This is a genomic window from uncultured Campylobacter sp. (assembly GCF_938017775.1).
Taxonomy (GTDB): domain Bacteria; phylum Campylobacterota; class Campylobacteria; order Campylobacterales; family Campylobacteraceae; genus Campylobacter_B.
The window spans coordinates 18,145-36,974 of sequence record NZ_CALIIU010000013.1 but is presented as its reverse complement, the minus strand read 5'-3'; the positions used below and the strand labels follow the sequence as shown (position 1 = coordinate 36,974).

General features: G+C 48.2%; 18 protein-coding genes. 11 read left to right on the top strand and 7 right to left on the bottom strand.

From position 1 onward, the window contains the following. Positions 1-10: 10 nt before the first annotated feature. From Q0537_RS02660 to accD, 5 genes are all read right to left on the bottom strand, one after another. The gene (locus Q0537_RS02660) at positions 11-937 is read right to left on the bottom strand and encodes a tRNA-dihydrouridine synthase (protein WP_299224891.1); all 927 of its coding nucleotides are present in this window, start codon (positions 935-937) and stop codon (positions 11-13) included. A gap of 538 nt (positions 938-1,475) precedes the next feature. Next, positions 1,476-2,477 (bottom strand): LapA family protein, encoded by a 1,002-nt coding sequence (locus Q0537_RS02655; protein ID WP_298961949.1) that lies wholly within the window; start codon positions 2,475-2,477, stop codon positions 1,476-1,478. A 2-nt stretch (positions 2,478-2,479) separates the two neighbouring features. After that, positions 2,480-2,836 (bottom strand): RNA polymerase-binding protein DksA, encoded by a 357-nt coding sequence (gene dksA, locus Q0537_RS02650; RefSeq protein ID WP_005872423.1) that lies wholly within the window; start codon positions 2,834-2,836, stop codon positions 2,480-2,482. A gap of 9 nt (positions 2,837-2,845) precedes the next feature. Continuing rightward, complete coding sequence (locus Q0537_RS02645; RefSeq protein WP_177388645.1) at positions 2,846-3,298, bottom strand: 23S rRNA (pseudouridine(1915)-N(3))-methyltransferase RlmH; 453 nt, start codon at positions 3,296-3,298, stop codon at positions 2,846-2,848. Then, on the bottom strand, positions 3,298-4,197 hold the full coding sequence (accD, locus tag Q0537_RS02640) for an acetyl-CoA carboxylase, carboxyltransferase subunit beta (protein ID WP_299224889.1): 900 nt from the start codon (positions 4,195-4,197) through the stop codon (positions 3,298-3,300). Before accD ends, Q0537_RS02645 begins: the two co-directional genes overlap by 1 nt. Positions 4,198-4,290: 93 nt before the next feature. Here accD and recO point away from each other — a divergent pair, with 93 nt between their 5' ends. Continuing rightward, complete coding sequence (gene recO, locus Q0537_RS02635; protein ID WP_299224887.1) at positions 4,291-4,905, top strand: recombination protein RecO; 615 nt, start codon at positions 4,291-4,293, stop codon at positions 4,903-4,905. 54 nt (positions 4,906-4,959) lie between these two features. Here the strand turns inward: recO and Q0537_RS02630 are convergent, their stop codons facing one another. Next, positions 4,960-6,045: a hypothetical protein gene (locus Q0537_RS02630; RefSeq protein ID WP_299224885.1), complete on the bottom strand. Its 1,086-nt coding sequence runs from the start codon at positions 6,043-6,045 to the stop codon at positions 4,960-4,962. Positions 6,046-6,066: 21 nt separating this feature from the next. Further along, on the bottom strand, positions 6,067-8,913 hold the full coding sequence (uvrA, locus tag Q0537_RS02625) for an excinuclease ABC subunit UvrA (RefSeq protein WP_299224883.1): 2,847 nt from the start codon (positions 8,911-8,913) through the stop codon (positions 6,067-6,069). 74 nt (positions 8,914-8,987) lie between these two features. On the opposite strand from uvrA, the gene Q0537_RS02620 reads away from it, so the two are divergent. The 10 genes from Q0537_RS02620 to Q0537_RS02575 all read left to right on the top strand — a co-directional run bounded on the left by Q0537_RS02620 (position 8,988) and on the right by Q0537_RS02575 (position 18,493). Beyond that, positions 8,988-10,106, top strand: coding sequence for a hypothetical protein (locus Q0537_RS02620; RefSeq protein WP_299224881.1), 1,119 nt, complete (start codon positions 8,988-8,990; stop codon positions 10,104-10,106). A gap of 104 nt (positions 10,107-10,210) precedes the next feature. Continuing rightward, on the top strand, positions 10,211-10,690 hold the full coding sequence (locus Q0537_RS02615) for a hypothetical protein (protein ID WP_299224879.1): 480 nt from the start codon (positions 10,211-10,213) through the stop codon (positions 10,688-10,690). A 73-nt stretch (positions 10,691-10,763) separates the two neighbouring features. Then, on the top strand, positions 10,764-12,038 hold the full coding sequence (locus tag Q0537_RS02610) for a spore photoproduct lyase family protein (protein WP_299224877.1): 1,275 nt from the start codon (positions 10,764-10,766) through the stop codon (positions 12,036-12,038). Positions 12,039-12,205: 167 nt separating this feature from the next. Continuing rightward, complete coding sequence (locus Q0537_RS02605) at positions 12,206-12,358, top strand: hypothetical protein (RefSeq protein WP_299224875.1); 153 nt, start codon at positions 12,206-12,208, stop codon at positions 12,356-12,358. 50 nt (positions 12,359-12,408) lie between these two features. Next, positions 12,409-13,077: an SDR family oxidoreductase gene (locus Q0537_RS02600; RefSeq protein WP_299224873.1), complete on the top strand. Its 669-nt coding sequence runs from the start codon at positions 12,409-12,411 to the stop codon at positions 13,075-13,077. Beyond that, positions 13,064-13,570, top strand: coding sequence for a hypothetical protein (locus Q0537_RS02595; protein ID WP_299224871.1), 507 nt, complete (start codon positions 13,064-13,066; stop codon positions 13,568-13,570). The genes Q0537_RS02600 and Q0537_RS02595 overlap by 14 nt, the downstream gene beginning before the upstream one ends. A 34-nt stretch (positions 13,571-13,604) precedes the next feature. Beyond that, positions 13,605-14,096: a hypothetical protein gene (locus Q0537_RS02590; protein ID WP_299224868.1), complete on the top strand. Its 492-nt coding sequence runs from the start codon at positions 13,605-13,607 to the stop codon at positions 14,094-14,096. Then, positions 14,083-15,138, top strand: a complete 1,056-nt coding sequence (locus Q0537_RS02585) for a hypothetical protein (protein WP_299224866.1) — start codon at positions 14,083-14,085, stop codon at positions 15,136-15,138. The genes Q0537_RS02590 and Q0537_RS02585 overlap by 14 nt, the downstream gene beginning before the upstream one ends. A 99-nt stretch (positions 15,139-15,237) precedes the next feature. Then, a complete protein-coding gene (locus tag Q0537_RS02580; protein ID WP_299224864.1) occupies positions 15,238-16,329 on the top strand; it encodes a hypothetical protein in 1,092 nt (363 codons plus the stop codon). 157 nt (positions 16,330-16,486) lie between these two features. Beyond that, the gene (locus Q0537_RS02575) at positions 16,487-18,493 is read left to right on the top strand and encodes a TonB-dependent receptor (RefSeq protein ID WP_299224862.1); all 2,007 of its coding nucleotides are present in this window, start codon (positions 16,487-16,489) and stop codon (positions 18,491-18,493) included. Positions 18,494-18,830: the final 337 nt, after the last annotated feature.

The window sequence follows — 18,830 nt, the reverse complement described above, 5'->3', positions numbered from 1 at the left end:
AATTCTAAATTTAGCTAAAAAATTCCTCGATCAGCCGCGCCATCTCGCTCTCGGCGGCGACGTGGTTGATCTGCTCGCGAAAGCTTGCGGCGTTTTCGCGCCCCTTAGAGTATTCGTGCAGATGCTTGCGAAATATCGCTACGCCGTGGCTACCGTAATGGCTTAGCATTTGAGCGAAATGATAGAGCACGACCTCTCTTTTTAGCGCGTCGCTTGCCTGCTCGCCCGTTTTGATCTCGCGAAAGATCCACGGCCTGCCGACGACAGCGCGACCGATCATCAGCGCGTCTGCGCCGCTAAGATCTCGCACAGCGGCGGCATTGGCGGAGTTTATGTCGCCGTTTGCGATCACCGGGATTTGCAGCGCGCATTTGGCTCTTGCGATCGCGCCGTAATCCACCGCCGCACTGTATCCGCCCGCTCTGGTGCGACCGTGAATCGCGATAAAATCGGCTCCTGCGCTTTGTACGGCGCGAGCGATATTTTCGATATCCACAGCGCCGAAGCCCAGTCGCACCTTCGCGCTCGTAAATTTTTTGTTTGAATATTTTTTGATCGTCTCAACCAGGCGCGATAGGCGGGGAAGATCAAGCAACAGCGCCGAGCCAGCGCCCTGCTTTACGACTTTAGGGACGGGGCAGCCGCAGTTTAGATCGATGCCGTCGATGCCGTCAAATTTATTGATGAGCAAAACCGCCTTTTTGACGATTTCCGCATCGCTGCCTGCGATCTGCACGAAAAAAGGGGTTTCGGCGGCGTTTTTTTCGAGCATCTTTAGCGTCTTTTCGCCCTCGAAAACAAGGGCGTTTGCGCTTATCATCTCGCTTACGGTCGCGTCGCAGCCGAATTTTTTCACTACGCCCCGCAGCGGCGGATCCGAAAAGCCCGCCAAAGGCGCCAAAAATAGAGGGTTCGTTTTAAAAAAATCTTTTGTCATTTTAAATTTCTCATTTTGATTTCGTTTGAATTTAAACCTTTAAATTTAACGCCGCAGCGCTTGCAGCGGGTTTTGCTGCGAGCTTTCAAATTTTAAATTTCATAGGCTACGTATTCGCATTTAGGCGCGAATTTTATTTTTAAGATTGACTAATTTGCATGGCGGCAAAACGGCAGCAAGAATGATCGCCACTAAATTTTATTCGCGCGGCGAGCCCAGCAAGCAACTTGCAAAACGCCGCATGAAATTTTAAAATTTCATCACTTTATTTGGCTAGCAAGTCTTGCGCTTTACGTTTAAATTCTAAATTTCATCGCGTAAATGCAAAATCCGTTTACGCGCACACTACGCAAGCAAATCTTTTAAATTTTACCGCTTGCGCGCATTGATCTTTCGATAAATTTTGAAATTTCAAATTTGCGCGAGTTGGAATTTTATCCACACTTTAAATTTATCGCGCAGGCTGTGTTTGATAGCCGCAAAGAGCGTAAAAGCAGCCTCTCTTACCAGCACAAAACGAACTCGTAAAATTACCGAGCTAAAATAATAGCGAGGCGGGGACGTTTTTGCCGTTGTCACGCAAAAATAGCAGAATTTTAAACTTCTCAAACTCGTCGCCGTCGGCAAGGCTTAGCTGCTCCCTAAACTCGTCGATCATGCCAAGCTCATATAGCGCGTACAGATATGCCTCAGTCGCTTCTTGATTCTCGTTTTTGAGCCGCTCGAAAAAGGCTTTGTATTGCTCTGGAGCGAGATGATTTTTTAGCTTTTTAGCAAAGCCGATAAAATCCTGCTCGCTAAATTTTTCATTATTTACGAGATCAAAAAGTTCCTCGCTACTGATCTCAAAGCTCGCGTCATTCACCGCGCGATCCACTAAAATATTTACCTCGGCTATATCTTGAGGAATTTTATAGGCCTTGATCTTATCGTAGCTTCCTTTGGCAAGCGCTACGGCATAGGCTTTTTTAGTGATATTTTCGCTATAAACGCCCTTAGTTTTTAAAATTTCATACGCATACGCAGGCTCGGCGTCGAGGCGGTTGAGCTCATTTTGCAAAAATAGTCCATTATCTTTAGGAAGTTTATATTTTCGCAGATCCGCCACTTCGCCGTTTTTAACCTTCTCGATAACGCCTATGACCTCTTTTAGATCCTCATTTTTGACGTCTATGCCGGTGCTATCGTACCACGGAGATAAAATTTTAGTAAGCTCGCTTGGGTCTTTAAAATACTCGGTTTTAAAGTCTTTATTGGTATCAAGACCCAGCAAAACCTCTTTACTCATCGCATCGTACGCGCTTAGGTCCTTTGCGATCGCCCTTTTTGTGCGGTAAAAAGCAAAGCTATGAAAAACGATATGAAAAATCGCCAAAATCATATATAAAATTAACGGCAGTACGATCCACACCGCCACAGGAAGCGTAAACGTAAAACCGAAAAGCCCCAGTGTATAGCTACTGCTTTGCTGCGTAAAGACCAAAATCGCGACGATTGCGATATAGACGATCGAATATAAAAAGAATTGCTTGGTTTTCATAGCTAACTCCTATTTTGCTTTTCCGCCTGTTCCTTGCACGAAATGCACAATCTCGCCTCTGGATTTACTTTAAGGCGCTCTAAGCTTATCTGCTCGCCGCAGCTCTCGCAAAGCCCATAGGTTCCATTTTCGATGCGCTTAAGCGCGCTTTCGATCTCTAAAAACGCCTTTTGTTGATTAACATTGAGCGAGTATTCGATGCTTAAATCCGTATTCATGCTCGCTACGTCAAAATCATCCGCAGCTTTATTTTCGCGCAATTCCGAAATTTCATTTACAGAGCTATTAATATTGGCGATGAGTTGCTCTCTTTTTTCTTCTAAAATTTTCTTGTAAAATTTCAACTCGTTTTTCTTCATTACTTCCCTTTATTTGTGATATGGATGGTTTGCGTTAATGCACAATGCGCGAAAAATTTGCTCAAAGAGCAAAAGTTTAGCGATTTTGTGCGCTAACGTAAGCCTGCTAAGACTGATTATTTTATCGGCTTTTGCCTTAAAATTTTCACTAAGCCCATAAGCGCCACCGATGAAAAACGACACGGCGCTTTTATCCTTTAGCATACTCGCAAATTCCACACTATCTAGCTCCTGCCCGCGCTCATCCAAAGCTACGACGTATCCGCTAAGGCGCGGTAGATAAGCTTCATCATACGCCTTAAGCGCTAGCTCAGCAGATGTGCTTTGCGCGCGAGCGATATTAGCATTAAAAAACGTCTCATCTCGCACCGCGGCAAATTTAGCCGCCATTTTTTTATAATCGCTTATCGCGCCTGCGAACTCGTCCGTGCCCTTTTGGATGGAATTTACCGTTATCTGCACTACTCTTCGCTTCCCTCTTCGTGCAGCGATTTGTCACTCGTGTCGTCAATCTGCACAGCGTTTTTGCTCAGCACGTTGATTATATCGCTTAGATACTGCCTCATCTCGGCTCTAGGAACGATCGCATCAATTAATCCGTGCTCGAGCAGAAATTCCGATCTTTGAAAGCCCTCCGGCAGATCCGCGCCGATAGTTTGCTTGATGACGCGCTGTCCGGCAAAGCCGATAAGAGCGCCGGGCTCTGCGATGATGATATCTCCCAGCCACGCAAAGGACGCGCTCACGCCGCCCATCGTAGGATCGGTAAGAACGGAGATGAAAGGAATCCTATGCTCGGATAAAATTTTAAGCGCGGCAGAGGTTTTGCTCATCTGCATTAGCGAAAAGGTGCTTTCTTGCATCCTAGCACCACCGCTTGCACTTACGATGATTAGCGGCTCGTTTTTATCGAGGCTGCGCTTTACGGCACGCACGATCTTTTCGCCCTCCACGGAGCCCAGGCTTCCGCCCATGAAGTTAAAATCAAATACCACGAGCTGAATTTTTTGGCGACTTATAGCGCCCTCGCCTGCGATCACCGCGCTAAACCTGCCTGTTTTTTCCTTGCTCTCGGAGATACGCTTTTTGTAGGATTTTTTATCGACGAATTTTAGTGGATCGACGGGCTGCAAATTTTGATCGTACTCCACGAAAGAGCCTTCATCGCAGATCAGATCGATGCGAGCCTGCGCGCCAAAACGAAGGTGATAGTTACACTTGGGGCAAACGCTATGATTTTGCTCGACCTCTTTGCTATACATCAGCGCGCCGCATCCTGGGCACTTGATCCAATGCGTAGGAGCTTCGCTCGGTGCGGGCTGCGTTCTACGTATTTTTGAAAATAGATCTCCAAAATTCATATGATTTCCTTTAAATTCTATGAAATGAAACTTCTGATTATAACCTAAAATTCTTTATTTAAATTTATATGTGAATTTCGCTAAAATAGGAAAATGCAAGGATTTATATTAAAAACGACCAAGGTTAGGGACGAGGACTGCATCGTAGATGTGCTGAGCGAAAGCGCGCTCGTGCGTGCGTATCGCTTCTACGGCGCGCGCCATTCAAACATCATCCAGGGCTATAAGATCGACTTCGAGCTCTCGCAAAATCCAAACTTCCTCCCTCGCCTTAGCGGCGTGATGCATCTGGGATACGCGTGGCTCGCAAGCCGCGAGAAGCTGCTATTTTGGCAGCAGTTTATGCGACTTTTATACGCACACCTAAAAGATGCCGAGCATCTGGATAAATTCTATTACGAGCTACTAAACCGCGCTGCTATGCGCTTTGGTAAACAAAATCCGCGCCGCATAATCGTAGAAAGCTACGTTAAAATTTTAGAATTTGAGGGGCGGTTGCACGACGAGCCGTATTGTTTTTTATGCGACGAAGAAATTTTAGAAAATATCGCGCTGTGCCGCGGCTTTTTGCCCGCGCACGAGCATTGCGCGCAAAGAACGGGCTTTGCGCAGGATGAAATTTTAGAATTTTTACAAAGCAAAAAGACGCTAAATTTAAGCGACGAAACGGTAGGATATCTTTACGACATTGTAGCAGAGGGATTTTAACTCAAAAAAAAGCAAACTAGTACGAAATTTTAAAATACATAATCTAATCAAATTTTAAAATTTAAATTTCCTAAATTCTATCTTTTCATTAAAAATCGACATCGTGCGCTGAAGATTGTTTATATCTTTTTGCATCGTTTGCATAAAATAATCTCTCAGCTGCAGATACTCCTCTTTATTCGCCATCAGAATATTTAGTATCTCGACCTCAGCATTTTCTTTATAAAGCACGAGCTGATCGTGAAGACCGAAAAAGCCGAGGCTACCGTTAAGCAGATGCATATAGGCTTTGGTAGTTAAAATGGAAAAGCAAAAAGTAAAAATTATCGCCACGCCATTGATCGGCTCTCCCGTCGTATAGCAGCCGAGTAAAAACCAAAGAACAAGAAAGACCTTTATATAAATAGGTATTTTTTGTTTCCAGCTCCATCTCCAATCAAAGCTTAAAGCCATAGCGCCGATTGTATTTATCTCGAACGTTTTACGAATCTTATTTTTATTGTAATATAAAATTTTATCGTTATAAAACACGAAGTATGCGCCGTCTCTATTTATAAAATTTGTTACGAATATTACCAAGACCAAAGGAAGGAGGCGAAACATTTTAATGTTTATGGGATTTACGATAGTGGCAAATGCAAGCGCTATTAACAAGCCTACCATAGTAGGAACTACAGAGTATTTCATATAGTCATAATAAGTATGGTCTTTGATGATTATCGGATTTTTGTCGTAATCTCTAGCCTTGGAATTCTGCTGCAAAGAGCCGCTGTCATCCAAGATAAAATTTTGCTGCTCTGCGCTGTTTTCAAGGGCAGAATTATGATCCGCTTCGGCTTCTAAATTTAAAGCATCATTAGCGGAATTCGGAGCTTTGGAATTCAAAGATTCCAAATTCGGAGGTTCAGAATTCAAGATTTCGGAATTCGGAGGTTCAAAATTCAGGAATTCAGAATTAGAAGCTTCAAAATTTGAGACTTCGGAATTCGAGATTTCGGAATTTTGAGCTTTGAAATTCGAGACTCCAAAATTCGATGTTCCAGAATTTTCGCCGTTAGAATTTTGTTTCAAGCCCCGCTTTGGCTCTTGATGCCGCTTTTGTAGTAGCTTTTTTAATTCCTCAAGCCTGCTTTGATCCATTCTTGCCCCCGATAAGGCGCTTTAACCTCGCTTATTTTTCCTCGCGCTTTTCATCGCCGCTAGCTCCTGCGCCAAAAATTCGCCCGTGTAGCTGAGCGTCTTTTTGAAATCTTTCGCGAGCTTTTCTGGGGTGCCGCAAGCGACGATCTGTCCGCCGCCCTCGCCGCCTTCTGGCCCCATGTCAATGATGTAATCGCAGTTTTTGATGACGTCCAGATTGTGCTCGATCACAAAGACGGAATTTCCCAGATCGACCAAATGATGTAACACCGCTACCAGGCGATCTACGTCTGCAAAATGTAGCCCCGTCGTGGGCTCGTCCAGGATATATAGCGTATTGCCCGTATCGGTGCGGCTTAGCTCCTTGGCGAGCTTGACGCGCTGTGCCTCGCCGCCGCTAAGCGTCGTGGCGGGTTGGCCTAACGAAACGTAGCCGAGCCCGACGTCCGCGAGCGTCTTTAGCTTTTGATAAATTTTAGGCACGGCTTTGAAAAACTCGAGCGCCTCGTCGATACTCATCGCCAAAACGTCGGCTATGCTTTTGTTTTTGTATAAAATTTCAAGCGTCTGCGCGTTGTATCTCGTGCCGTGGCAAACGTCGCAAACGACGCTGATATCGGGCAGGAAGTGCATCTCGATCGTGATCTCGCCCTCGCCTGCGCATTTTTCGCAGCGCCCGCCCTTGACGTTGAAGCTGAAGCGGCCGATCTTGTATCCGCGCAGCTGCGCTTCCTTCGTCGCGGCAAAAAGCGCGCGGATCTCGTCCATCACTCCCGTGTAGGTCGCAGGATTGCTGCGCGGGGTGCGTCCGATCGGGGTTTGATCCAGATAGATCACTTTATCCAGGCTCTCAAGCCCCGAAATTTTAGCGCCCTTTACCGCGTGCACTTTCCTCGCGCGATTTAGCTCCTCAAGCGCCGTCGGCAGTATGGTTTGCAGCACTAAAGAGCTCTTGCCGCTGCCGCTAACGCCCGTGATGCCGACTAAATTTCGCAGCGGAAATTTCGCGCAAAGACCGTGGATGTTATTGATATTTACGTTTTTGATACTTAGCCAAAGCTCTTGCTTGCGGTGCTTTTGGTAGTTTATCTCCTTTTGGTTGTTCAGATACAGCGCGGTTTGCGTATTACTTTGAAGCAGATGCGCCACATCCCCGGTAAATACGACCTCGCCACCTAGATTACCCGCCCCCGGGCCGATATCCACGACAAAATCCGCCGCCTTGATCGTCTTTTTATCGTGCTCGACGACGATTACGGAATTTCCCTTTTCTTGTAAGCTTCGTAGCGTCTTGATGAGCTTTTGCGTATCGCGCTCGTGAAGTCCGATGCTAGGCTCGTCGAGTACATACATCACGCCGCTAAGACCAGAGCCGATCTGGCTTGCGATACGGATACGCTGCGCCTCGCCGCCGCTGATGGTGCGTGCATCGCGCCCCAGCGTGAGATATCCAAGCCCCACGTCTTTTAAGAAAAACAACCTTTCGTTGATCTCTTTTAGGATCGGCGCAGCGATCTGTGCGTCCTTTTCGCTTAAATTTGAAAACCGCTTCTCGTCGCTGAAAAATTCCACGCAGTCTGTGATACTCATATTTATCACATCGCCGATGCCTTTCCCTGCGACCTTTACGGCTAGACTTTCGGGGCGCAGGCGCAGCCCGCCGCAGTCGGGGCAGATTTTTTCGCTCATATAATCGTCCAGATCGCTTTCGTTTTTGAGCAGATCGTAGGCGTATTTGATCGCGCCCTCAAATTTACGCACGAGCTTATGTTTTTTCCAGTAAAAATCGATCTCTTTGACGCTGCCGTAGAGGATCAGCTTTTTTTGCTCCTCGCTTAAGTTTGCATACGGGATTTTAACGTTTATGCCGTTTGCCTCGCAAAACCCGAGCAGAAATTTATAATAATAGCTCTTGTTAAATCCCGACATCACCTTGATCGCGCCGCCTTCGATCGAGGCGTTTTCGTTGATGATCTTGCCCAGATCGAGGCTAAATTTTATCCCCAGCCCGTCGCAGCTCTCGCACGCACCCTTTGGGGAGTTGAAACTAAATGCGAGCGGTTCGAGCGGCTTGAATGAAATTTTACAATCAAAGCACGCCATATGCTCGCTGTAGTGGATCAGACTCTGCGCGAGCCCCAGCTCGGCGGCGTTTGCGATCTCCACCTCAAGCTCGCCGAAGCTGAGCTTGAGCGCCTTTTCGACGTCGCTTGCAACACGGATGGAATTTTCCTCGTCGATGGTCGTGCGGTCGATGATGACCTTGATCGAGTGTTTTTTCGTCTTGCTTAGCTCGATCTCCTCATCCAACCGCACCAGTACGCCGTCTATCTGAGCGCGCACGTAGCCCTGCTCGCGTAGGCTCTGCAGCATATCGGCGAAGCTGCCCTTTTTCTCGCGCACCAAGGGCGCGCCCAAGATCACCTTTGCGCCGCGCGGCAGCTTCATAATCTCGGCGATGATGTCGCTGGAGCTCATCTTTGAGATCGGCTTGCCGCATTTGTGGCAGTGCTGCACCCCCACGCGCGCATAAAGAAGCCTCAGATAGTCGTAAATTTCAGTGATCGTGCCCACTGTCGAGCGCGGGTTTTTTGACGTCGTTTTTTGATCGATCGCGATCGCAGGCGTCAGACCGTCGATCTTATCGACGTCGGGCTTGCCTACGCGGTCTAAAAATTGCCTAGCGTAGCTGCTTAGGCTCTCGACGTATCTGCGCTGCCCCTCGGCATATAGCGTATCAAACGCCAGCGTACTCTTGCCGCTGCCGCTGAGACCTGTAAAAACGACGAGTTTGTCCTTTGGAATTTGCAAATTTATATTTTTCAGATTGTGTTCGCGCGCGCCCGTGATGGTGATGAGATCGTTCATTTTCGCCCTTTTGTGCAAATTAATCTTACATTATAGCTCAAATTGTTAAAATGCGGTTTTAACAAAGGCGGCAAATGATACTGATCTGTACGGCTTTGCGCTGCGAAGCCCAAGCGATAATCGAGAGTTTTAAACTTACTCGCAGCGGCGATCTGTTCGCAAGCGAGCAGATGCTTCTATACATATGCGGCGTGAGGTTTGGAGCTAAATTTGAAGCGGGCGCGGAATTTGTTCGCCGTGTCGATACGAACGCGGAATTCGGACGCGAGCTTCGCAAGGATCGGCGCAGCGCGGATCTAAAATTTGAGCTCCGTTCGGACGCGGGCGCGCTCTGCGGCGGCGATGCAGAAACTGGCTTCGCGCTAAATGCGACTGAAAATTTTGAAATTTCAGATTTTATCTCCACGCAGAATTCAGAGCGCTTTGGTGAAATTTTACTTTCGCGCCGCGTGGACTTTGCGCTAAACATAGGCGTCTGCGGCTGTGCAGATAAAGGCGTGCGGATCGGCGAGGCGTTTTACTTTGACGGTGCACAGGCGCGGGAATTTTGCGGCGAGGACGGATCGGAGCTTTACGGCTCGCAGGTTGGGGAACACAGCGCGCAGACTCCGAAATTTCAAAACGTTTGCGAGCGGGAATTTTGCGGCGTGAGTTTGGACGGCAAGCTGCGGGCAAATTTAATCTGCGTAAGCGAGCCTAAAATTTTAAACGCGGCGGAGCAGGCGAGCGCAGCAAATATCGCAAAAATCGAAGCGTGCGGCGAGACAAACGTACAAGCCCCAACGCAAGGGACGAACGGCGCAGCAGATACAAAAAATTTCACGCAAGGCGCGTCTCAGACTGCGGCACAAAGCGCAACGCAAGTCGAGGTGCAAAATTTAGCGAGCGTAAAACCCTCACAAATCGCGGTAGGCGGGCACAGCGTCGCGACGAATACCACAGCACGAGCAACACAAAATACGCCGTGCACGGCAAAAGATGCTACCTGCGGGCACGCAAATCACTACGTTACGCTTTACGATATGGAGAGTGCGCTTTTTGTTAGTGCTTGTGAGCGCGCGGGCGTGCCGTGGGCGATGATGAAGATCGTAAGCGATCATCTGCGCGGCGAGCGGCTTAGCAAAAGCTTCGTCTATGAGCTCGTAAAGGCGCGCCTGCCGCAAATCCGTGCCGCAATAAAGAGCAAAATTTAACTATAAGTGCATACGCAAAAAACCGAGCCGAGAGATGAAATTTTGGCTTCATATGCCGAATACGTCGCGGAATTTGAAGGTATTGCGGAGGCGCAGGAGAAACGATGAAAATAAAAGACTCTTATCTGTATTTTGCCCTCTTGGCGTGCGCATGCGTCGCGGTCTGCGCGTATGCCGTGGCGGATTTGCTCGCGGATCCGCCCTCGCTAGTCTTTTTAGCCCTTTTGCTCGTATTTGCCTGTATCGGGCTATGGCTAAAAGACGCCCTAATAGGCGTGCGCTACCTATTTTACTGCGTCTGCGTGCAGCTACTCTTTGCGGCGGCCATATTCGCCGCCCTTAAATTCCCCGCCATGGCGCAGTTTGTGCGCAGTGCGGAGATAGGCACCGGCGGCACGGGCATGCCGCTAGGCATCGTTCTGCTTGTGCTGCCCGCGTTTTTCTGCGCCCTGCCGTATTACTACCGAACGGGCGTCAAAAAAATCTCACAAAAGTTCGCACTCGGCGGAATTTTGATCCTAAACGTCGCTATTACGTTAGCTTACGCCTTTTATTTCGAGCGACTATTCTGCGGCGCGATCTGAAATTTCAACGATTTTCAGTGACGGCGCGCGAAATTTAAGTATAATTTGCAAAATTTTAACGAAGCGGAGCAAGATGACGGAGGCGAAAAAGGAGCTAGGCACGCAGTTTGGCGTGAATCTGGGCGAGCGATCAAGCGCGTTTTTGGGCGCGCTATTTGAGAAATTTCACTTTTCATTTCAGCAACGAAAGCAGCTTGCGGAGTTTGCGAGCGATTTTGAGGCGTGGGACGAGGCGCCAATTTATGAGCTGCTTACAAGCAAGCAGTGCGGACTAAATTTTAATAAAGCCAAATTTAATAAAGCGGGGAAAGTCCCGAGCGGCGAGCAAATTTTTAATTTCGTGCGCGAAGCCTGGCTGGATCTCAAGTCGCGCCTGCATTCATACGTGAGCTTCAAAAGCGATTACGAGTCGAAAAAATTTGAAATTTCCTCCTTTCGCGCAGAGCGCATCGCTTTGGGCCGCTGTCCGGTAGCGAGCGAAAATACGCGCTGCTGCAATCTGCTGACGCTCGATGCGGTCAATTCGTGCGGCTTTGACTGCTCCTATTGCGCGATCGGCTCCTTTTACAAGCACGGGAAAATCGGCTTTGACGAGAATTTTGCGGCAAATTTAGCGCGGCTGCGACTCGATCCCACGCGCAGCTACCACATCGGCACGGGGCAGAGCTCCGACTCGCTCATGTGGGGCGATCGCTTCGGCATTTTAAGCGCATTATGCGATTTTGCGGCGCGGCATGAAAACGTGATTTTGGAGCTTAAAAGCAAGTCGAACAATATTAAGTTTTTCCTGCAGCGCGAGATCCCGCGCAACCTCATCGTCACTTTTTCGCTAAATACGCCCGCGATCATTGCGAACGAGGAGCATCTAAGCGCGAGCCTGGATGCGCGGCTGGCTGCAGCCGAAGCGCTCGCGGCGCGCGGCATTTTGGTGGGCTTTCACCTCCACCCGATGGTTTGGTATGAGGGGTGGCAAAGCGATTACGGCGCACTTTTTGAGCAGCTGCTGCGCCGCTTTGATCCAAGCGGCGTCGCGATGGTTTCGCTCGGCACGCTTACCTTCATCAAACCCGTCGTAAAAAAACTGCGCTCTCGCGGGCTACGGAGCAAAATTATGCAGATGCCCCTTACGGACGCGAACGGCAAGCTGTCCTACCCGCTGCAGATCAAGCGCGAGCTTTTTAAATTTGCCGCGGACGCGCTTTCGCCGTGGCGCGAGCGAGTGTTTTTCTACCTCTGCATGGAGGATGCGAGCCTGTGGCGCGAGGTTTTGGGGCACGAGTACGAAAGCAACGACGCGTTTGAGGAGGCGATGAAGGCGGCGTATTTCGCAAAGATACGGCAGTGCTAGACGCGCTGTTTGTCGCAAGCATCGCAGTCCGTATCAGCTCGCATGCGGCGCCGAGAATACGGCGCGAAATTTGCGGCGGACACTGTGAGCGGTTAAAATTTAGCGCCACACCCGGCTTTATGAAATGAAATTTTATAAATCGTGCGGGGCGGGCACAGCGAGCGGCGATGAAATTTTACAAAACGCTCGCGCAGCAAAACGTCCGCGAGCTAAATTTAAAATTTTACCCGGCAAAGTCGCGACGCGGTTTAAATAAGCCGCGTAAATTTAGCGGCGGGCACAATGAGCAAAGAAAATTTAGCGCAGCGAAATTTACGTGACGCTCTAAATTTAACGAGCCGAAGCGGCATAAAAATTTAAAGGAGAAAAGATGAAAGCATTGATTACGGGCGCAAGCGGCGGTATCGGCAGCGCGGTTGCGGAGCTTTTGCGGCAAAACGGCTATGAAATTTTAACGCTAAGCTCGCGCTTTGAGGATACGGACGCGCTAGCGAAGGAGTGCCGCGCGCTGGCTGCGGCGTGTGAGATTGACGCGCTGATTTTGTGCGCGGGTACGGCGAAATTTGCGCCGCTTGAGGCGATGAGCGAGAGCGAAATTTTAAAAATTTTAAACGTAAATCTTGCCGCAAATATCATCATTACGCGCGCGCTTTTACCGAATTTAAAGCGCAACCGCGCCCATATCATCGGCATTAGCTCGATCGAGGCGCTGCGATCTAGCCGCTTTAGCGCGGTTTATAGCGCGAGCAAGGCGGGACTGCGGGCGTTTCTGCTCTGTCTTTTCGAGGAGGCGCGCAAGCAGATCAGAGTAAGCTGCATCAACCCCGACGTCACCAAAACGCCCTTTTACGAGGATTTGAGCTTCGAGCCCGCAGATGATGAGGCGAGCTTCGTGGATGCGGGGGAGATCGCAAATTTTACGCTGCAAATTCTGCGCACGAAGTCCAACGTAAGCGAGTTTACGATCCGCCCGCAAATCGTAAATCTGCGGAAAAAATCGAAATTTAATCGCGAAGGAGGCGAGCTTGAAAATTGGTAAAAGCCATGTTTTTGTGCTAGCCGTGGCGCTTCTTATTATTTATGCCGCGTTTGTAAGCGGTAGAGGCGGGTATTGTAGCGCGAGAGAATTTTTTTCAGGCAGGCATGATGAGGAAGATGACGCCTGCATCGCCAAGTTGATAAAGCGCGCAGACGACGGAAATAGTTTTGCAGAAAGTAGGCTTAGATACCCAACTATGGAATATATCAAGCGAGTGTGCGAAAAGGGAGTGGAAAGCTTGGGTGAGCGAGAAAGATTTTATTTCGAGCGTTATAGTAAAGATCGTTGTAGCGCTTGGGGCTTTGAAACGCCCAAATCAAAGGGCGGTGAAGCAAATACTACGAGCGGCGGCGGTAATTTAGCGCGAGGCGATACGAACGCAACGGACGGCGAGGGAAATTTAACGCGCGAAGGTATGAATACAATCCGCAATGAAACAGGTGCGATCAAAGGCGATGTAAATTCTACGGGAGGATTAAATGCTGGGCAATAAAGCGAAATTAAAAGCTAGTAAAAGTCAAATTTTTTTGTTAATTGTAGGAGTTATTATTCTGTGCACCCTATATATAAGAAACAGTAGCGCGTATTGCAACATTTGGGAATCTTTTTTAAACAATAAGGGCGAAGAGGATGACGCTTGCATAGCCAGACTAATAGAGCGCGCGGACGCTGGCGATGACCTAGCGGCAAATAGACTAAGGTATCCGAGCCAGGCATATATCAAGCGCACATGCGAAAAAGGGGTAGAAAACTTGAGCGAGCACGAGAGATATTATTTCCAAGGCTTTAGCGGGGATCGCTGCGAGATTTGGGGCTTTAAAACGCCCAAATCAAAGGGCGATGAAGCAAATACGACAAGTAGCGGCGGTAATTTAGCACGAGGCGATACGAACGCAACGGATAGCGGAAATTTAACGCGCATCGAGGCAAACAACGGCAAATCTGACACTGCGAACAGCGATGCGAGCTCGATAAAGCGCAAAGGAAATTCTACGAAAGAGCAAAATGCTGGGCGATGAAAATTTAGAAAAATTTTTCTCAAAAATCGACGCTGCGGAGTTTGGAATTTCTGCGAACTCAAAGCTTGCTTCAAAAAATTCCAAGCTTGCAGGAAGCGCGAGAGACAGGAATAAGGACAAGCCCTTAAAATCACAAGACGACGTGGAATTTTGCGGCGAACAGCCATATTTTAGCGGCGCGCAGCAAGATGAAATTTTAAAATTTAATACCGAGCTGCCGTTTGATGCCGAGAAAGTGCGTCTTGATACAGAGCAAGCATACTTAAAATTTAACGTCCGTCCATCGCAGTCGGAGCCGGGCGTCAGACAAGCGCTTGCGTTCGGTGACGAGCCGCTGCAGGCGCAGTTTAATGCCGAGCGAGCGCAGGCAAAGATCGAAAATTTCATGCGCGATCTGCTGCAAAACTATGTGCTTTGCGTAAGCGGCGCGGAATTCGCCTTCGCGGAGATTGAGGCGTATTTCACGGGCGCAGATCGCAACACCTACAAGCGCACGTCGCGGGCGGGCGAGATATTTTTTCACAATTTCGGCTTTGACATTTCGTTTCGCAGCGTCCCGCAAAGCGGCGGCGGGATTTTGGTGCGAAGCCTGCGCGTCCTAAGCGGCGCAGAGCTTTTGGCGGGCGGCTTACCGGATTCAACGGGCTGCTTACCCGGCTTGGCAGGCGGCTTGCACAGCTTGGCGGACAGCGATTCGCTCGGCTATGCCGCCCCGCTCATACAAAATGGCGATTTTATCGCGGGTCCGCGCAAATGCATGGGTAAAATTTTAAATCTGCAAACGCGAAATTTAAGCTTTTCTTTAAAGCATGCGCCGAAAATAGCGCATGCAGCGGGCTTTAGCAACCGAATCCGACGAGGCGAGATCGTAAATGAAGTGAATTTCGGTACAAGCGCTAGCTGTGCGACGGGTACAGCGGCTGCGGCAAGGCTTGCAAATGAGCCGCGTAGGCTTACCAGCGAGGAGTTTGAAGCGTATCTGAGCACGGGCTGCACTGCGGCAAAAACATATAAAAAATCGCTGCAAAGATATGAAGGCTAAATTTTGATCAAACGGCGCATAGCGGGCGAGCGGTAAAATTTAATGAGCTTTAAGCGGCGGCGCTATAAAATGGCGCGTCCATCAAATTAAAAGCGGCAAATGGATCAAAACAGGCTTGAGGAATTAAAAAGGCTATTGCAAAAGCGGCATCAAGAGCCAAAGCGGGGCTTGGAACAAAATTCTAACGGCGAAAATTTTAAAGCCCCAAATTCTGAAACCAAAAATTCCGAAGTTTCAAATTTTGAAGCCCTGAATTCTGAAGTCTCAAATTTTGAATCTCTGAATCCTGGAGCCTCGAATTCTGAGTTCCCGAATTCTGAAATTTCGAATTATGAAACCCAGAATTCTAAAGCCCCAAATTCCGATCCTGACGCTTTAAATTTAGAAAGCAAAACGGCTCAGAATTCTACCGCCAAAGATAATGTAGAGTCGCAAAATTTTATCTCGGATGATAGCGACTCTTTGCGGCAAAATTCCAAAGCTAGAGACTACGACAAAGATCCGCTAATCATCAAAGATCATACTTATTACGAATTTATGATTTATCAATTTCCGGCGCTACTGATAGGTTTTATTATATTTTTGACTTTTGTTACCATAGTAAATCCCGTTAGCCTTAAGACCTTTCGAATGCTTCCATTTATATTGGTTTCATTATTGACCGTAATTCGCGATAAAGACGGTATGTATTTTGAGTTTAAAAACGATAAAATTCTGTATTATCATAAAAATAAAATTCGCAAAATTTTCGAACTAAACAGCATAGGCGCAATGGTGATTAGCTTTGATTGCAGACACAGTATGCGACAAAGGGTAAATTGGTTTATAAAAATAGCGCTGCTTCTTTGGCTTTTATTAGCTTTTGTCGCTAATTCATACGATGTAACAATTGGTGAATATATAACTAATGTATTGTGTCTTTTTGTTTTAGCCGCGTCGGGGATTTTTGGAGCAAAGCCTCTTATGCACCTACGCAACGGCAGCCTCGGCTTTTTCGGTCTTCACGATCAGCTTGTGCTTTATAAAGAAAACGCTGAGGTCGAGATACTAAATATCTTGATGGCAAATAAGGAGGAGTATCTGCAGCTGCGTGATTATTTTATGCAAACGATACAAAAAGATATAAGTAATCTTCAACGCACGATGTCGATTTTTAACGAAAAGATAGAATTTAGAAAATTTAAATTCTAGCGATTAAAGGATCGCTATATATTTTTCCGAAGCGCCCTTCGGCTTGGGATTTACGGCGTAAAATTTTAACTTTTTAAAATATTAAATTTAATATAAATTTAATATTTTTTGTGATTAAATTTCACAATCATTTATCACAATATCCAAAGGATCAAAAATGAAATTATCTTACGTTGTGGCGGGGGTTTTGCTATGCGGCGTCTTGAGCGCAGACGATGCTGCGAGCAAGGACGTAAATTTAGGCACGATAATCGTATCGTCGAATTTTAAAAAATCTATCTTGCAAGAGCCCACGAAGGTGGAGATCGCAGGTAAAGACACTATTTTAGAAAACGGCGACATCGCAAAATCGCTTTTGAACTTAAGCGGCTTTTCGATGGAGCGCAAGGGCGGAGGCGGCAGCGAGGTTTATTACCGCTCGCAGACGGCGTCCAGACTGCCCGTGCTCATCGACGGCAGCACGCTAAACGGCGGCTGCGGCATGCGTATGGATACGCCCATCACCTACATCTCGGCGCAAAACTACAACTCCGTGCGCATCGTCAAAGGTCCGCAGGACGTCAGATATGGAGCGCTCATCAGCGGCGGTATTTTCTTCGATCGAGATATTTTAAGACTAGATAAAACGCAATTCGGCGGGAATTTTAGCGTGCTAGGCGGAAGCTTTAGACGCTTCGAAACCGTAGCCGACGCCGTCGTGGGCAATGAATGGGGCAGCTTGCAGATCTCGGGCGGACATTACGAGAGCGGCGACTATAAAAGCGGCGGCGGACAGAAAATGCATACGCACTATAAACGCAACAGCGTCTCGCTCGTGGGCACGATCACGCCTACCGATTCTACCGCCATTCAGCTTAGCACGGACCTGGGCGAGGGCGAAGCGGCGTATGCGGACAGGATGAGGGACGGCGTGCAGTTTGACCGTAAGTCTTTCGGACTCAAATTTGAACAAGACGTCGGCGAGCACAAGATCAGGCTAAGCTCGTACTATCATCAAATCGATCACATAATGGACAACTTCACCATGCGTCCGGTGGTGCCGGGCACGGGGCCTGGCAAGGGATATAGCATCAGCCACCCGATACGCGATATGTACGGCTTTAAGCTAGAAGGCGAGCTAAATTTCGATAATCTAACCAGCTTCATCGGCGCCGGTTATTCGCAAGACTCCTTTAAATGGCGAGGCGCCGGAACGGGCGGGGCCGGCGTATCTAAAGCCGACATGGACGCTGCCCTATCAAAGCCCCACGTAAAACAGCGCAAGGTAACGTATAAAACTATATACACTCAAAACGAATACGTCCTTGAGGGAGATTACGGACTTTTTGGCGGTCTTAGATTAGACGTCGGCGAGAGAAAACAGCTACTAACGCATAAAAGTAGGAGCGAAAATTTATTCTCAGGCTTTTTTAGATACGAAAAATATCTGCAAAATTTAACGCTTTATGCTGGGTTAGGACACGCACAAAGACTGCCCGATCACTGGGAAACGAGTAAAGACGATAACCTCAAGCTAAATAAAGAAAGAAATACTCAGCTGGATTTTGGCGCCGTACTGAAAGATCAAAATTACGAACTAAGCGCAAATTTCTTCGTCTCAAAGATGGATGATTATATCATGCTAAAATATAATCCTATGGGCATGTCTTCAAACGTATTTAATACCGATGCTTTACTATACGGCGGCGAGATCGAGGGCGATACGCTACTGGCCGATATATTTAGACTGGGGGCGGGTGTATCCTACGTCTACGGCAAGGTGACCAAAAACGCGGGCGGCCTAGAAGACGGCGACGCGCTGCCTAAGGTTTCGCCTCTAGCGTTTAAACTAAGCGCCGGCTTAGAAAAGCCAGACTGGTTCGTCAAAGCCGACTTCTACGCTAACGCGTCGCAAAACCGCGCACAAAAGGGCTACGGCGACGTGGGCGGCATGGATCTGGGCAAGAGCGATAGCTTCTGGACGCTAGGACTAAGCGCGGGCTATAAATATAAAAATTATCAATTTTTGCTAGCGGCGGAAAACCTAAACGACGCCAAATACGCCTATCATAACTCAAAAGGCGGCTACGGCGGCGGTATCGCAGGCTACGAAACTATCCCGAATGGCACGAGGCTTTATGAGCCGGGCAGAAGCTTTTGGGCGAAATTTAAAGTGCATTTTTAAGGCCTAGATCGTCCGGATTTGGCGCGTTTTAGATTTTGTATCGGATTGGGCGACACCCCATTTCGGCGCACTGCGCAAGGACTGTGCGAGCTTGCAAACAGACGCTAAAGTATAGATAAAATTTGCAAGTGCCTTGAGCGGCCGAGCTCGCGCTAAATTTGTACGGCTAGGCGCGGCTTTTGTCGTCCGAGCCTTTTTTTCCGCACGGCGTCGAAGCCTCGGTGCGGCCCGCGGCGGATATGATGCTTATTCGGGCGTGATCTCACGCGACAAGCGCCGGCACAGAAGGCGGTTGTGCGATTTGAGATGAAATTTGGCCCGCAGATCAGATTAAAGC

What these genes read in the sequence shown, in the direction of transcription:
- Q0537_RS02660 (WP_299224891.1), bottom strand. Translation starts at nt 937, where the DNA reads ATGACAAAAGATTTTTTTAAAACGAACCCTCTATTTTTGGCGCCTTTG.
- Q0537_RS02610 (WP_299224877.1), top strand. Translation starts at nt 10,764, where the DNA reads ATGACGGAGGCGAAAAAGGAGCTAGGCACGCAGTTTGGCGTGAATCTG.
- uvrA (WP_299224883.1), bottom strand. Translation starts at nt 8,913, where the DNA reads ATGAACGATCTCATCACCATCACGGGCGCGCGCGAACACAATCTGAAA.
- Q0537_RS02630 (WP_299224885.1), bottom strand. Translation starts at nt 6,045, where the DNA reads ATGGATCAAAGCAGGCTTGAGGAATTAAAAAAGCTACTACAAAAGCGG.
- Q0537_RS02655 (WP_298961949.1), bottom strand. Translation starts at nt 2,477, where the DNA reads ATGAAAACCAAGCAATTCTTTTTATATTCGATCGTCTATATCGCAATC.
- Q0537_RS02605 (WP_299224875.1), top strand. Translation starts at nt 12,206, where the DNA reads ATGAAATTTTACAAAACGCTCGCGCAGCAAAACGTCCGCGAGCTAAAT.
- Q0537_RS02600 (WP_299224873.1), top strand. Translation starts at nt 12,409, where the DNA reads ATGAAAGCATTGATTACGGGCGCAAGCGGCGGTATCGGCAGCGCGGTT.
- accD (WP_299224889.1), bottom strand. Translation starts at nt 4,197, where the DNA reads ATGAATTTTGGAGATCTATTTTCAAAAATACGTAGAACGCAGCCCGCA.
- recO (WP_299224887.1), top strand. Translation starts at nt 4,291, where the DNA reads ATGCAAGGATTTATATTAAAAACGACCAAGGTTAGGGACGAGGACTGC.
- dksA (WP_005872423.1), bottom strand. Translation starts at nt 2,836, where the DNA reads ATGAAGAAAAACGAGTTGAAATTTTACAAGAAAATTTTAGAAGAAAAA.
- Q0537_RS02585 (WP_299224866.1), top strand. Translation starts at nt 14,083, where the DNA reads ATGCTGGGCGATGAAAATTTAGAAAAATTTTTCTCAAAAATCGACGCT.
- Q0537_RS02580 (WP_299224864.1), top strand. Translation starts at nt 15,238, where the DNA reads ATGGATCAAAACAGGCTTGAGGAATTAAAAAGGCTATTGCAAAAGCGG.
- Q0537_RS02575 (WP_299224862.1), top strand. Translation starts at nt 16,487, where the DNA reads ATGAAATTATCTTACGTTGTGGCGGGGGTTTTGCTATGCGGCGTCTTG.
- Q0537_RS02615 (WP_299224879.1), top strand. Translation starts at nt 10,211, where the DNA reads ATGAAAATAAAAGACTCTTATCTGTATTTTGCCCTCTTGGCGTGCGCA.
- Q0537_RS02620 (WP_299224881.1), top strand. Translation starts at nt 8,988, where the DNA reads ATGATACTGATCTGTACGGCTTTGCGCTGCGAAGCCCAAGCGATAATC.